The organism is Streptomyces sp. NPDC007808 (genome assembly GCF_042868655.1).
In the GTDB taxonomy this organism is placed as follows: Bacteria; Actinomycetota; Actinomycetes; order Streptomycetales; family Streptomycetaceae; genus Streptomyces.
The window spans coordinates 192577-205771 of the sequence record NZ_JBIAEQ010000007.1 but is presented as its reverse complement, the minus strand read 5'-3'; the positions used below and the strand labels follow the sequence as shown (position 1 = coordinate 205771).

The window sequence follows — 13195 nt, the reverse complement described above, 5'->3', positions numbered from 1 at the left end:
CTGCTTACAGGTGTGCGAGCTTCTCCAGCACGGGGGCGGCGGCGCGCAGTTTCGCCCACTCGTCCTCGTCCAGGCCCTCGACCAGGGTGGCCAGGAAGGCGTTGCGCTTGCGGCGGCTCTCTTCGAGCATCGCCTCGGCCTGCTCGGTCTTGGTGACGACCTTCTGGCGCCGGTCCTCCGGGTGCGGCTCCAGACGGACCAGTCCCTTGGACTCCAGCAGGGCCACGATGCGGGTCATCGACGGCGGCTGTACGTGCTCCTTGCGCGCCAGCTCACCGGGGGTGGCCTTGCCGCACAGGGAGAGGGTGCCCAGTACCGACATCTCGGTGGGGCTCAGCGACTCGTCGACCCGCTGGTGCTTGAGCCGGCGCGACAGTCGCATCACGGCGGAGCGCAGGGAGTTCACGGCGGCTGCGTCGTCGCCATGGGTAAGGTCCGACATGTTCTTTAGCGTAACTCATTACTCTCGCTAAAGACCAGCCGTAGCAGGCACGAGTGCCCGTGACACCCGCCACTGAAGCATCAGATCACTCATATGGGTGATGTGGTCGCGGAATGCCACACACCACGCCGAAGCGTGCCGCGACCCTCGTGTTCATGGGGACCAGCGTGCTCAGCCTGCGCATAGACCATGAGCTGCTCGAACGACTCCGGGAGCATGCGGCGAGAAGGGGAATGAGCGTCCAGGACTATGTCGTCCGGACGCTCATCCGCGATGACTTCGACGAACGGTTCCAGGCCGCCGTGGAGGAGACGGAGAAGTTCTACGGGCTTACGTGAGCCCCAGCGCCGGCATCAGGTAGTAGAAGGCGAACACCGCCGCCACGACGTACATGGCGACCGGCACCTCTCGGGCCCGCCCGGCGGCCAGACGCAGCACCGCGAAGGTGATGAAGCCCATACCGATGCCGTTGGTGATCGAGTAGGTGAACGGCATCATCACCATCGTCACGAAGGCCGGGACGGCGATCGTGTAGTCGGCCCAGTCGATCTCCTTGACCGAGTTGGCCAGGATCAGGAAGCCGACCGCGAGCAGGGCAGGGGTGGCCGCCTGGGACGGGACCATGGTGGCGACGGGCGTCAGGAAGAGCGCCGCGCCGAAGAGGGCGCCGGTGACGACGTTCGCGAAGCCCGTCCGGGCGCCCTCGCCGACGCCGGCCGTGGACTCCACGAAGGCGGTGGTGGCCGAGGAGGAGCTCGCGCCGCCCGCGGCGACGGCGAGGCCGTCGACGAACAGGACCTTGTTGATGCCCGGCATCTGGCCCTGGGCGTCGGTCAGCTTGGCCTCGTCGCTGACGCCCATGATCGTGCCCATGGCGTCGAAGAAGCAGGACAGCAGGACCGTGAAGACGAAGAGGACGCCGGTCAGCGCGCCGACCTTCTCGAAGCCGCCGAAGAGGCTGACCTCACCGATCAGGCCGAAGTCGGGGCTCGCGACCGGGTTGCCGGGCCACTTCGGGGTCGTCAGGCCCCAGGACGGCACCGTGGCCACGGCCTCGATGACGACGGCGAGCACGGTCATCGCGACGATCGAGATGAGGATCGCGCCGGGGACCTTGCGCACGATGAGCGCGAGCGTGAGCAGCGCGCCGAGGATGAAGACCAGGACCGGCCAGCCGTTGAGGTGACCGTCGCCGCCGAGCTGGAGCGGGACGGTGGTCCGGGCGGCGTCCGGGATCCGGGAGACGAAGCCGGAGTCGACGAGGCCGATCAGCATGATGAACAGGCCGATACCGATGGAGATGGCCTTGCGCAGGCTGTAGGGCACGGCGTTCATGACGCGCTCGCGCAGACCGGTGGCGACGAGCAGCATGACCACGAAGCCGGCCAGCACGACCATGCCCATGGCGTCCGGCCAGGACATCCGAGGCGCCAGCTGGAGGGCGACGACCGAGTTCACGCCCAGGCCGGCGGCGAGCGCGATGGGCACGTTGCCGATGACGCCCATCAGCAGGGTGGCGAACCCCGCGGTCAGGGCGGTCGCGGTGACCAGCTGCCCGTTGTCCAGCTGGTGCCCGTACATGTCCTTCGCGCTGCCGAGGATGATCGGGTTCAGCACGATGATGTAGGCCATCGCGAAAAAGGTGGCGAAGCCGCCGCGGATCTCACGGGGCAGGGTGCTGCCGCGTTCGGAGATCTTGAAGAAGCGGTCGAGGACGCCGTAGGCGGGCCCGGCTCCTGGCTGTTCAGGGGTGGGGGCCTTGGCAGGAGCCGAGGTGGGCATGCTTGGTTGTTCCTACGAAGAGAAGTGGTCAGGCATAAACCGTTTCAGTATGAACACATAAAGTCGGGATCTGCTATCTCCGCGCGTAGACCCAACCTCCTCGTAAGCTGTCCCCCATGGCCCCCTTCTTCTCGGGATCCCCCAAGCACGAGGCACCGGAGCCCCTTGAGGGGCCTGTGGTCGCCACCATCACCGGCGGCACCATCCTCTGGTTCGTCCTCTTCGTCGTTCAGCTGCCCTTCTACGGCTGGTTCGACGACCACGGGCACACCTGGTGGGTGTGGACCTGCCTGGCCGGCGGCGGGCTGGGACTCATCGGCATCTGGTACGTCCGCAAGCGCGACGCGGCCCTCAAGCGGGCGGCGGCGCACGAGGAAGCCGAGAGCGCCGCCAGGGCCCACGCCGCCGACTGAGGCCCGCGGTCGACCAAGGACGTACAACCACGGCACCACATCCGGCCGTTCCCGTCCTCCCCAGGTCGGAACTTGCGCGCACTCGGCGGGTGAAGGCGCACATCCGCACGTACCGTCGAAGGCATGACGCATGCCGACGCGGGCACCGACGTGGACGACGCTGTGCACCCCGCCGCCGTCCCGGTGGCGACGGGCGGGCTCACCGCCGCCGAGGTGGCCGAGCGGGTCGCACGCGGCCAGGTCAACGACGTACCGGTGCGCAGCAGCCGGTCGATGACCGACATCGTCCGGGCCAACGTCTTCACCCGGTTCAACGCGATCATCGGCGTGCTCTGGCTGATCATGCTGTGCGTCGCGCCGATCCAGGACAGCCTGTTCGGCTTCGTGATCCTCGCCAACACCGGCATCGGGATCATCCAGGAGTGGCGGGCCAAGAAGACCCTCGACTCGCTCGCCGTGATCGGCGAGGCCCGGCCCACGGTACGGCGGGACGGTGTCGCCGCCGAGGTCGGCACGTCCGAGATCGTGCTGGACGACCTGCTGGAGATCGGGCCGGGGGACAAGGCCGTCGTGGACGGCGTGTGCGTGGAGGCCGACGGGCTGGAGATCGACGAGTCCCTGCTCACCGGGGAGGCCGATCCGGTCGTCAAGCAGCCGGGGGACCAGGTGCTGTCCGGGAGCTTCGTCGTCGCCGGCGGCGGCGCCTTCCGTGCCACCAAGGTCGGCCGCGAAGCCTACGCCGCCCAGCTCGCCGAGGAGGCCTCGCGCTTCACCCTGGTCCACTCCGAGCTGCGCTCCGGCATCTCCGTCATCCTCAAGTACGTGACGTGGATGATGATCCCGGCCGCGACCGGCCTGATCATCACCCAGCTGTTCGTCAAGGACAACGACCTCGACGACTCGATCGCCCGGACCGTCGGCGGCATCGTGCCCATGGTCCCGGAAGGGCTCGTGCTCCTCACCTCCGTCGCCTTCGCCATCGGCGTCATCCGCCTCGGCCGCAAGCAGTGCCTGGTGCAGGAGCTGCCCGCCATCGAGGGCCTGGCCCGCGTCGACACGGTCTGCCTCGACAAGACCGGCACCCTCACCGAGGGCGGCATGGACGTCACCGGACTGCGGCCCCTGAACGGCAGCGACGAGGAGTACGTACGCACGGTGCTCGGCGCCCTCGGCGAGTCCGACCCCCGCCCGAACGCGTCCCTGAAGGCCATCATCGACGCCTACCCGGACGCCGAGGACTGGCGCTGCACCGAGTCCCTGCCCTTCTCCTCCGCCCGCAAGTACAGCGGCGCCAGCTTCAGTGAGGGCAACGGCGAGTCCAGCACCTGGCTGCTGGGCGCCCCCGACGTGCTCCTGGCCGCCGACGACCCCGCCCTGACCGAGACCGACCGGTTGAACGAGCAGGGCCTGCGGGTGCTGCTGCTCGCCCGCGCCGGCCGCGATCTCGACGACCCCGAGGTCGCCGTGGGTGCCGAGCCGACCGCCCTCGTCGTACTGGAACAGCGGCTGCGGCCGGACGCCGCCGACACCCTGCGCTACTTCGCCGAGCAGAACGTCCACGCGAAGGTGATCTCCGGGGACAACGCGGTGTCCGTGGGCGCGGTGGCGGACAAGCTGGGCCTGACCGGCGCGACCGTCGACGCCCGCGGGCTCCCCCACGACAAGGACGGCATGGCCACGGCCATCGACGAGGCCACGGTGTTCGGGCGGGTCACCCCGCAGCAGAAGCGGGACATGGTGGGCGCTCTCCAGTCGCACGGCCACACGGTCGCCATGACCGGCGACGGTGTGAACGACGTCCTGGCACTGAAGGACGCCGACATCGGTGTGGCGATGGGATCGGGGTCGGAGGCCACGCGCGCGGTCGCGCAGATCGTGCTGCTCAACAACAGCTTCGCGACGCTGCCGTCGGTGGTGGCGGAGGGCCGCCGGGTCATCGGCAACATCACGCGTGTCGCGACGCTGTTCCTGGTGAAGACCGTCTACTCGGTGCTGCTTGCGCTGATGGTGGTGTTCTGGCAGGTGGAGTACCCCTTCCTGCCCCGCCACCTGACCCTGCTGTCCACCCTCACCATCGGCGTCCCGGCCTTCTTCCTGGCCCTCGCGCCCAACAAGGAACGCGCGAGACCGCACTTCGTGCGGCGGGTCATGCGGTACGCGATCCCGGGCGGGGTGGTGGCCGCGGTGGCGACCTTCGCGACGTACCTGATCGCCCGTCACTTCTACACGGGCGCGGACACCCTGCCCGCCGAGACCAGCGTCGCCACGCTCACGCTGTTCCTGATCTCGATGTGGGTGCTGGCCATCATCGCCCGCCCGTACACCTGGTGGCGGATCGCCCTGGTGGCGACGATGGGGCTGGGCTTCCTGCTGGTGCTGGCGGTGCCGTGGCTGCAGGAGTTCTTCGCCCTGCGGCTGGTGGGGGTCACGATGCCGTGGATCGCGGTGGGGATCTCGGCGGTGGCTGCGGTCACCCTGGAGTTCGTGTGGAGGTGGGTGGACCGCCGTTTCCGGGCGTAGGGCGCGTCGACCGCCGATGTCACGGCTCGACGCCCGTACGGGAAACGCGCCGCCGGCCCCGGAAACCGGAGGCCGACGGCGCGTCGAGCGGCGTACCGCTGGTCCTTACCGCACGTCGACGAAGTCACCCGTGGCGTTGACCGCCGGGGTGGTCGTGGTGCCCGCGAAGGAGTAGCGGAAATAGCCGTCGACCGACGCGGTGACGGTCGTCTTCAGCTCACCGGTCGCGTTCGTGTTGATGGTCTTCACCGTGCTGTAGGTGTCGCTGCCCTTCTTGCGGAACTGCAGCTTCACCGGCTGGTTCGTGTAGCCGTGGTACTTGTTGTCCTCCCAGTTGGCACGGGAGAGCTTGCCGGTGACCGTGATGGTCTTGCCCTTGGCCACCGGCTCCGGCGAGGCGTTCACCGTCAGCTTGGAGTAGCGCTGGACGAGGGTGGAGGCGAGACCGCCCTGGTCCTTGTAGCCGACCTTGGTGATGTCGAAGGTCTCGCCGTCCGGGCTCTGGCCGTTGAAGGCGATCGCCATCGCGCCGGCCTTCCAGCTGCCGGCGTCGGAGTTGAGGAGCTCGCTCTGGGCCGGGTAGAAGTCGATCGTTCCGGCGCAGTTGGCCGTGGTCGACGAGGTGGGCGTGCACTTGGCGTACTTGTTGCCGAAGAGCATGTTGTCCGGCGAGTCGAAGGCGCCCTTGTAGAGGAAGGGGTCGACGTGGAAGTCGCCGGCGGTGACGTCGACGTCCGCGCCGTGCGTCATCGTGAACGTCGCCTTGGTGGAGACGGGGTTCGTCGTCCCGACCTTGATCGCCTTGGCGATCTTGAAGTTGGAGAAGGAGACGTTCAGGGCGTACGGCTGGCCCTCTTCGGGGGCGCGGGTGCTGAGCGCGCTCTTCCCGGACGCGGCCTGCGCGGCCTCACGGATCTTCGCGATGTCCGCACGGCTCGCGGCGTCGTCGGCCTGCGCGGCCGGCACGGCGAAGGCGGACAGGGCCAGGGCGCCGGAGACGGCGGCCACGGTGGCTCGTATGCGCATGCGTTCTCCACGTGGAGAAGGGGCCCCGTTGGTCGCTGCGCACCGCGTTCCGGCGGTCGCACCGGGGCCCGAGTGATCGTTGGAGTCTGTTGACTCAGAAGATCAGATGGGCGGTCGGAGTGGCCGGTTGTGCCGCGGATGTGGATGTTGCGCAAGTGTTATGAAGTTCGTTTGCCTGAGCGCGAGTTGCCCGGCCCCGGATGACTCCGGGACCGGGCGGCCGGGGTACGGCGAGGTCCTACTGGACGTCGACGAAGTCACCCGTGGCGTTGACCGCCGGGGTGGTCGTGGTGCCCGCGAAGGAGTAGCGGAAGTAGCCGTCGACCGACGCGGTGACCGTGGTCTTCAGGTTGCCCGTCGAGTTCGAGGTGATGGTCTTCACCGTGGTGTAGGTGTCGCTGCCCTTCTTGCGGAACTGCAGCTTCACCGGCTGGCCGGTGTAGCCGTGGTACTGGTTGTCGTCCCAGTTGGCACGGGAGAGCTTGCCGGTGACCGTGATGGTCTTGCCCTTGGCCACCGGCTCCGGCGAGGCGTTGACCGTCAGCTTGGAGGCGCGCTGGACCTTGGCCGTCTTGTAGGCCTCGCGGATCACGTAGTCGCCGTCGTTGCCGGCCGCGGCGGCCCACACCTTCCAGGTGCCGGCCAGGATGTTGCTGTAGATGTTCTCGTTCGGGTCGGCGACCAGCGTGACCTTGCAGGTGGCGGTGGTCGCGCTGGAGTTGGTGCAGGTACCGACCTGCTCCTCGTCCAGGCTCTCCGGCGCGATCGCGCCATCGGCGTTCTCGGTGTCCGGACCGTGCCACAGCATGGCGAAGGCGTCGTAGATGCCCTCCGGGTCCGTGGCCGTCACGGAGACGGTGAAGACCTTCTTCAGCGTGGTGCCGACGACGATGTTCTTGCCCCCGTTGACGGTGACCGCCGTGATCTTGGTGTCACCCTCGACCTCGTCGACCGGAGCGGCGGCGAACGGCGTGGCCTTCGACAGCGACGGAACGTTCGAGGCGAGGTCGGGACGGCTGTCGGCCTGCGCGGCCGGAACAGCGAGGGCGGACAGGGCCAGAGCGCCGGTGACGGCGGCGACAGAGGCACGAATGCGCATGTGTTGTCCCCACGTTGGGTCGGGGCCCGCTGGGTCAGCATGGGCCCGAGTGATCAGTGAGTCAGCTGACTCAGGTGATCAGATCCGCGACGCATGCGAATGGTTGTACTCGTCTTGAAAAGAATGTGCGAGAACCGCGAAGATCACTGCTCCTGGAAGCGATCCGAAGGCAATCCATGACATTCCTCGTCACCCGCTACGCCAAGGCCGATGACACACCGGACGCGGAGACCGACGTCTCCTCGGTGGATGCCGAGGCGTTCGCGCGCCTGCTGGGGATCCCCGTGTCCCGGCTGGCCGACGTGTACCCGCTGAAGCCCGAACACTCGGCCGGGCTGCGTGAGTTGACCGGCATGGACCTCGACCTGGACCGGTTCGACTACTTCCTGGAGGTGGCGGCGGACTGAACGGCCGCCTCGGCCCCGCAAGGCGGCCGCCGCACCGGAGATTCTCCGGTGCGGCCGCCGTTCGTCTCCGCCCTCAGTCGAACCACCGGTCCCGCGCCAACTCCGCCGTCCGCGACGGATCCTCCAGCAGCGCCGCCACCTCGAAGCGCCGGGGCCACTGGCCCGCCGCCCAGGCGAGACCGGCGGCGACGCCCTCCAGGGTCGCGGCGTGCAGGACACCGTCGTCGGTGAGCCGCCAGTCGATCTCCACGCCGTCGACGACGAGTTCCTCGTGCTCGACGTACGCCTCGGGCGTCCGCGGCCCGAGCAGCACCCGTACCGGCTCCGGTACGTCGTGCTCGGTGCCCTCGCTCGTCACCTCCCCGGTGACCGACTCGCTCAGCCGCCGCACCTGGAACAGCTCGGCCAGCTCGGCGGCCCGGGACGGCCGTACCGGAAGCAGCGGCACACCCTCGGTGAAGGGCAGCAGATCCGGCGAGTCGACGACCACCGCGTCCGCCGCGTCCACGACCTCCACGCGCCCGTCGACCACCGCCCGCAGCTCGTCCGGCAGGGTCACCCGCTCGGGGTCCAGCTCGGCCAGGGCGCCGTACAGGGCGTGCAGTTGCGCGGAGGTGACGGGCCGGTCCGGGTCGGCGAGACGGTCGAGCAGCTCGGCGGCGCCGCCCGGCTCGTCGAGCAGCGCGGCGACGGAGGTGCGTACGCCGAGCGCCCGCAGCACCTGCTCGTCGTCGAAGCCGGTCGCGTCGACCTCCTCGTACAGCCCCCGCAGCAGCGGGTCCCCGCCGGAGGCGAGCAGACCGGCGGGCCGACGGCCGTCCAGCACCGGGTGCCCCCGCAGCCACCAGGCCGTGTACGGCCGTACGACCTCGTGCGTGCCGTCCGGCAGCAGGATCCGCACCTGCTGCGTGAGCGCGTCCCGCAGGGGCGGCCGGGCGAGCAGCGCGAGGGCCTGCGGCCACTTGTCGTCGTCGACGAGGTCGAGATCGCGTACGGCGACCAGCTCGGTGGCCACCGGCGGTACGGGAGTGTCCGGGAAGCGGTCGAGGACGTCCTCGCTCCACACGTCGACCGCGTCCAGCAGGCCCGCGTCGTCCGGCTCGGCGAAGTCCCCGTCACGCGGCTCCAGTTCGTCCGGGTCGAGCACGACGTCCGTGGCCCGCACGAGGGCGAAGTCGGCGAGCACCCCACAGGCGGCGAGCGGCCCTTCCCCCCACCTCTCGGCCAGCTCCGCGTCGACGGTGGCCAGTTCACCCTCCCGCATGACCTGGTGGAAGGGACTGCCGGGGAAGACCAGCTCGCCGGCCGGGGCCGGTTCCCCCTCCTCGTCCGGGAGCGCGAGGGCACCGAGCCACGGCTCGTCACCGGCCTGAAGGCCCGCGTCCCGCACCAGCGCCAGTACGGTGTCCGCCAGCTCCTCGGCGTCCAGGGAGTCCTCCTCCCAGCTCACGCCCCCGTCGTCGTCGAGGGAGGCGGCGACGGCGGCGCGTACCTGGGGCGTGGTGAGGACCGCGCGGGGCGTGGCGGGCAGGGCGCCGAGCTTCTCCAGGAGCGGGTGCGCGGCGTCCTCGTGGGCGACCTTGAGACCGAGCCGGGCGAGCACCTCCGGGTCGATGCGGGCGGCGTCCGCCGTGGGGAGCAGGACCTGCCGGGGCCCGATGGTGGTGCGCCCGTCGGCGAGCGGCACGGGCAGCCCGGACAGCCGGTCCGGGTCGACTCCGGCGAGGCTGTCGTACAGCCGCCGCCACCAGCCGGGCTCCTTCTCCAGACCGGCGAGGCGGTCCACGGCGTCGGTGAGCGGAACCCGGGCGACGCCCAGGGTCCGCAGCTCCACGCGCCGTTCGAGCCCGGCGGGCAGCAGCGTGGGCAGCACCTCGGCCAGCACCCGCACCGTGTCGGCACCGGCGCCCTCGACGACCTCGGCGTCCCGGGGCCGCAGGGACTCGGGCAGCTCGGAGTCGTCGTGCTCCTGCGGGGGCACGGCGGGCGGCAGGAAGGACGTGCGGGGCAGCCGCTCCAGGATGGCCTGCCGCAGGGCCCCGTCCAGCTCGCCCTTGCCGAGCGGGCCGGGCACGAGCCCGATGATCCCCTCGCTCACCGGGCGCCAGTCGGCGAGCAGTTCGGCGTACGCGTCCGCCGCGCGCTGCACGAGGAAGTCGGTCAGCGGGCCGGGGGCGGCGTGCCGGCGGGTGGTGTCGAGGGGGAAGGAGGCGATGAGGAGGGCGGGGACGCCGAGGGGTTCGTCGCTCGGGGTGGGCGCGTGGACGACGGGCGCGGTGCGGGGCGGCGCGGGGGTGCTGTCGGTGGCGTCGACGGGCACGGCCCAGGTGAGCGACCAGTGGGGACGCAGCCGCTCCTCGACCGGGCGGTCGGCGAGCAGTTCGGGGGTGAGGGGGCCGTGCGCCGCGGACGTACGCCAGTGGGTGACGCCGCCCCGGGAGTCCTCGACGACCGTGAAGGGACCGTCGACGCTCCGTCGCAGTGTGCGCGGCTCGTCGTCGCCGGTCTCGACCACGACCTCCTCCAGACCGGGCAGGGCGAGCAGCAGCGCGTCGTCGACGGCGTGCAGCAGCCGCTCCGCCAGGTCGGCGGCCGGGGTGTCCCGCAGCGGCAGGATGACGGCGGTGTCGTACGGGTCGGGGGCGGTGCCCTCGGCGGCGAACGGCAGCCGCAGCAGGGGTACATGCCCGTCCCGCCGCCGCACCTCGTCCCCGAGCCCCGGGCTGTGCCGTGCGATGTCCCGGGCCAGTTCCCGGGCCTCGGCGAGGGACCACCGCACTCCCCCGTGCCGCCCGACGACGGCGGGCTCGTCGGTCACGGAGAGAACGGCGGCGAACCCGACACCGAAGCGCCCCACGGAGGCCGTGTCCCGCTTGGCCGAGGCGCGCAGGGTGGACAGCGACTCGACGCCGGCCGCGTCGAGCGGGGCACCGGTGTTGGCGGCGACGAGCACCCCTTCCCGCAGGGTGAGCCGGAGCCGCCCGGGCACTCCCGCTCTGGCGGCGGCGTCCGCGGCGTTCTGAGCGAGTTCGACGACCAGCCGGTCCCGGTACCCGCCCAGGACGAGGTCCTCCTCGGCGTTCGCGTCCTCGCGGAAACGGGCGGGGCTGGTGGCCCAGGCGTCCATGACTCCGCGGCGCAGACGAGCCGTACCGAAGGGGTCGGCGCCTTCGGCCGCGGGCCGCACGAACTTGCTCACGTTGACTCTCCTCATCGGCGTGACGATGAAGGTACCGCTTGGGCAGTGCGGGTGCAGATCAGAGGTGAGTCAGGGCCTGCGGCACGGCCGGTGCGGCGGCCGGGGGGTCATACGCCGAGGGAACCGGTTCCGGCGGGCGCGTGCGGGCAACGCCAGATGCAGTAGCCGCAGGGGGGCTGCTCGGCGGGCGCCGCGGGTTCACCGCCCGGAATCGGCTCGGGGTCCGGCGGTACGCCGCCGCTTTCAGGGCGTCGTCCGTCGCCCTGCCCCGGGAGCAGGCCGAGCATGTCCTCCTCGGCGCGGCGTGCCGCGAGGTCGTACCGCTTCGTCGCCCGCTTGGGCAGCCGGTGCGCCGCCCATCGCGACGGCTGGATCATCTGCCGCTCCAGGTAGTCCTTCGCGGCCAGGTGGAAGTGTCCGTCGACACTGCGCAGCGACGCCTCGAACCGTTCCAGCTCCAGCCGCACATCCGCCAGTTCCCGGTCCCGAGAACCCCGGTCGGCCGAGGTGGAGCGGGCCAGTTCGTCGAGCTTCTCACCCACGGTACGAACCCGTTCCCGGTAGCGGCCGACAGCTCGGTCGAAGCCCTCCACGACGAAGCGGTACTCCTCGACCAGCACCTCACCGAGGCGCGCGTCCTCGAACCACTGGTCCCGCTCTGCCGCCGTACGCTCCGGAGGCAGTCCACGCCGAAGCCGCTCCAGCGCCTGCTCGCAGTCCTTGCGTGCGGCGGTGGCGGTTCCCCGGATCGAGCCGCAACGCCGGCTCATGCTCATCAACGGTCCACCGATGTGGGGACGGTCCGTGCCACGGGACACATATGCCACCCATACGGCGCCCGCGGCGGTGATCAGAGCCGCGAGAACCTCGACCTGCATGGTCCCCCCTCCACGCAGCCAACCCGTAGCCGACCCGGCCCATCGTAGGCGGATCATCACCTCTGGGGCAGAGGGCGGTCGCCGCCGCCGAGCGTCTCCCGCGCGGACGGCGAGCCGGTCACCGAGGCGCGCGACCACCCGCGGGGAGCAGCAGGACGAGGACGAGAGCGACGGCGAAAGCGAGGGCGGGAGGAGGGCGGGGCAGGGGCGGAGCCGGCTTGCAACCGGCGTCCTGAACCCCGAGCGCCTGACCTTACGAGTGCCCCAGCTCCGCCGAGTCGTCGTCCGAAGTCACCGGCACCGATCCCGAGTCCGGCGCCGGGCGCAGCGGGAACGGGTCCACCCGGGTCTCGTCGATCACCGGCGGAGCCGGACGCGGCGGCTTGGGCATCACCGCGGCCTCGGAGTGGCCGCCGCAGCCGTACGTCAGCGACACCACGCGGCCGTCGGCCGGGGAGAACTCGTTGGCGCAGACTCCGAAGGCCTGGCCCAGCGAACCGCCGATCGGCGCCAGGAAGCCGCAGGTGACACAGGAGGCGGGGGCCGCCTGGGCCATGGGCGTCTTCGCGCCGAACGCCTCCTCCCAGCGGTCCGCGGCGGTGTGGAGGCCGTAGCGGGACAGGACGCGGGCGCGGCGCATGCCCAGTTCCTCCGCCACCGCGGCGATCGAGCCACGCGAGGGCGCGACGGCGAGCTTGGCGGGAACGCCCCCCGCGACCTCCGCGTCCTCCGCCTCCACCAGCTCCGCCATCTCCTCGGAGACGGCCGTGTTCGGCGCGGGCTCGTCCTCGCCGGAGTAGCCGGGCTCCAGACGCAGGTCCTCGGCGTCCGTGGGCAGCAGATCGCCCGGACCCATGTCGCCGGGACGCAGCCGTTCGCTCCACGGCACCCACTCGGGGGCGAGAAGGGCGTCCGGGCCGGGGAGCAGGACGACCTCGTCCAGGGTCACGATCTTCGCCCGCGACGCCCGGGCCACGGTCACCGCCCAGCGCCAGCCGCGGTATCCGAGTTCCTTGCACTCGAAGAAGTGCGTGACAACGCGATCGCCCTCGGAGACCAGACCGGCGTGCTCGCCCACCACGCCGGGCGCGGCGGCCTCCTCGGCTGCGCTGCGCGCGAGGTCGACCGCCTCGGCGCACAGACGGTCGGGGGTGCGGCTTCGCGTTGTCGCTGCGCTCACAGGTATCGCTTCTCTCCTACGCCGTCACTCGGGTGCGGTCCTCAAGGGCAACGGGACGGACGGAGCGGACCTGTGGGCCGCGTCGACGTCCGCGTCCGAAACGCGCTCGGGCGCACCTACGTCATCCATTGTGCGGGATGGCTGAGATACGCACGCTACCTGTTCGCGAGCGCTGGGCCTACACCGACGGCCCTTTCACCGCTGCGCGGCGGTGGCAAAACCGGGCCGGTGCCGTGGATCACTGCCCTC

11 protein-coding genes are annotated in these 13195 nt (G+C 70.9%); 4 read left to right on the top strand and 7 right to left on the bottom strand.

Annotated features, from left to right (window positions below):
• Window positions 1–4: 4 nt before the first annotated feature.
• A complete protein-coding gene (locus ACFYNL_RS26465; protein ID WP_093904463.1) occupies window positions 5–442 on the bottom strand; it encodes a MarR family winged helix-turn-helix transcriptional regulator in 438 nt (145 codons plus the stop codon).
• Between the two features lie 155 nt (window positions 443–597).
• Here ACFYNL_RS26465 and ACFYNL_RS26460 point away from each other — a divergent pair, with 155 nt between their 5' ends.
• Window positions 598–780 (top strand): ribbon-helix-helix protein, CopG family, encoded by a 183-nt coding sequence (locus ACFYNL_RS26460; protein ID WP_388807482.1) that lies wholly within the window; start codon window positions 598–600, stop codon window positions 778–780.
• Here ACFYNL_RS26460 and ACFYNL_RS26455 read toward each other — a convergent pair.
• Window positions 773–2224 (bottom strand): NCS2 family permease, encoded by a 1452-nt coding sequence (locus ACFYNL_RS26455; RefSeq protein WP_388807481.1) that lies wholly within the window; start codon window positions 2222–2224, stop codon window positions 773–775. The genes ACFYNL_RS26460 and ACFYNL_RS26455 overlap by 8 nt on opposite strands.
• Window positions 2225–2340: 116 nt before the next feature.
• On the opposite strand from ACFYNL_RS26455, the gene ACFYNL_RS26450 reads away from it, so the two are divergent.
• Together ACFYNL_RS26450 and ACFYNL_RS26445 are read left to right on the top strand one after the other, a co-directional pair.
• Window positions 2341–2637: a DUF2530 domain-containing protein gene (locus tag ACFYNL_RS26450; protein WP_388807480.1), complete on the top strand. Its 297-nt coding sequence runs from the start codon at window positions 2341–2343 to the stop codon at window positions 2635–2637.
• A gap of 123 nt (window positions 2638–2760) precedes the next feature.
• A complete protein-coding gene (locus ACFYNL_RS26445; protein ID WP_388807479.1) occupies window positions 2761–5157 on the top strand; it encodes a cation-translocating P-type ATPase in 2397 nt (798 codons plus the stop codon).
• A gap of 105 nt (window positions 5158–5262) precedes the next feature.
• On the opposite strand, the gene ACFYNL_RS26440 is transcribed toward ACFYNL_RS26445, so the two are convergent.
• Window positions 5263–6183, bottom strand: coding sequence for a hypothetical protein (locus ACFYNL_RS26440; RefSeq protein WP_388807478.1), 921 nt, complete (start codon window positions 6181–6183; stop codon window positions 5263–5265).
• 238 nt (window positions 6184–6421) lie between these two features.
• On the bottom strand, window positions 6422–7282 hold the full coding sequence (locus ACFYNL_RS26435) for a calcium-binding protein (RefSeq protein WP_388807477.1): 861 nt from the start codon (window positions 7280–7282) through the stop codon (window positions 6422–6424).
• Window positions 7283–7458: 176 nt separating this feature from the next.
• Between ACFYNL_RS26435 and ACFYNL_RS26430 the strand changes: the two genes are divergently transcribed.
• Window positions 7459–7689, top strand: coding sequence for a hypothetical protein (locus ACFYNL_RS26430; RefSeq protein ID WP_388807476.1), 231 nt, complete (start codon window positions 7459–7461; stop codon window positions 7687–7689).
• A gap of 73 nt (window positions 7690–7762) precedes the next feature.
• On the opposite strand, the gene ACFYNL_RS26425 is transcribed toward ACFYNL_RS26430, so the two are convergent.
• From ACFYNL_RS26425 to ACFYNL_RS26415, 3 genes are all read right to left on the bottom strand, one after another.
• The gene (locus ACFYNL_RS26425) at window positions 7763–10888 is read right to left on the bottom strand and encodes a sacsin N-terminal ATP-binding-like domain-containing protein (RefSeq protein WP_388807475.1); all 3126 of its coding nucleotides are present in this window, start codon (window positions 10886–10888) and stop codon (window positions 7763–7765) included.
• A gap of 107 nt (window positions 10889–10995) precedes the next feature.
• Window positions 10996–11766 (bottom strand): hypothetical protein, encoded by a 771-nt coding sequence (locus ACFYNL_RS26420; RefSeq protein WP_388807474.1) that lies wholly within the window; start codon window positions 11764–11766, stop codon window positions 10996–10998.
• A 253-nt stretch (window positions 11767–12019) separates the two neighbouring features.
• A complete protein-coding gene (locus ACFYNL_RS26415) occupies window positions 12020–12946 on the bottom strand; it encodes a DUF3027 domain-containing protein (RefSeq protein ID WP_388807473.1) in 927 nt (308 codons plus the stop codon).
• Between the last annotated feature and the right edge of the window lie 249 nt (window positions 12947–13195).

Coding starts and splice junctions, on each gene's coding strand:
- ACFYNL_RS26465 (WP_093904463.1), bottom strand. CDS start 442: ATGTCGGACCTTACCCATGGCGACGACGCAGCCGCCGTGAACTCCCTG.
- ACFYNL_RS26460 (WP_388807482.1), top strand. CDS start 598: ATGGGGACCAGCGTGCTCAGCCTGCGCATAGACCATGAGCTGCTCGAA.
- ACFYNL_RS26455 (WP_388807481.1), bottom strand. CDS start 2,224: ATGCCCACCTCGGCTCCTGCCAAGGCCCCCACCCCTGAACAGCCAGGA.
- ACFYNL_RS26450 (WP_388807480.1), top strand. CDS start 2,341: ATGGCCCCCTTCTTCTCGGGATCCCCCAAGCACGAGGCACCGGAGCCC.
- ACFYNL_RS26445 (WP_388807479.1), top strand. CDS start 2,761: ATGACGCATGCCGACGCGGGCACCGACGTGGACGACGCTGTGCACCCC.
- ACFYNL_RS26440 (WP_388807478.1), bottom strand. CDS start 6,183: ATGCGCATACGAGCCACCGTGGCCGCCGTCTCCGGCGCCCTGGCCCTG.
- ACFYNL_RS26435 (WP_388807477.1), bottom strand. CDS start 7,282: ATGCGCATTCGTGCCTCTGTCGCCGCCGTCACCGGCGCTCTGGCCCTG.
- ACFYNL_RS26430 (WP_388807476.1), top strand. CDS start 7,459: ATGACATTCCTCGTCACCCGCTACGCCAAGGCCGATGACACACCGGAC.
- ACFYNL_RS26420 (WP_388807474.1), bottom strand. CDS start 11,766: ATGCAGGTCGAGGTTCTCGCGGCTCTGATCACCGCCGCGGGCGCCGTA.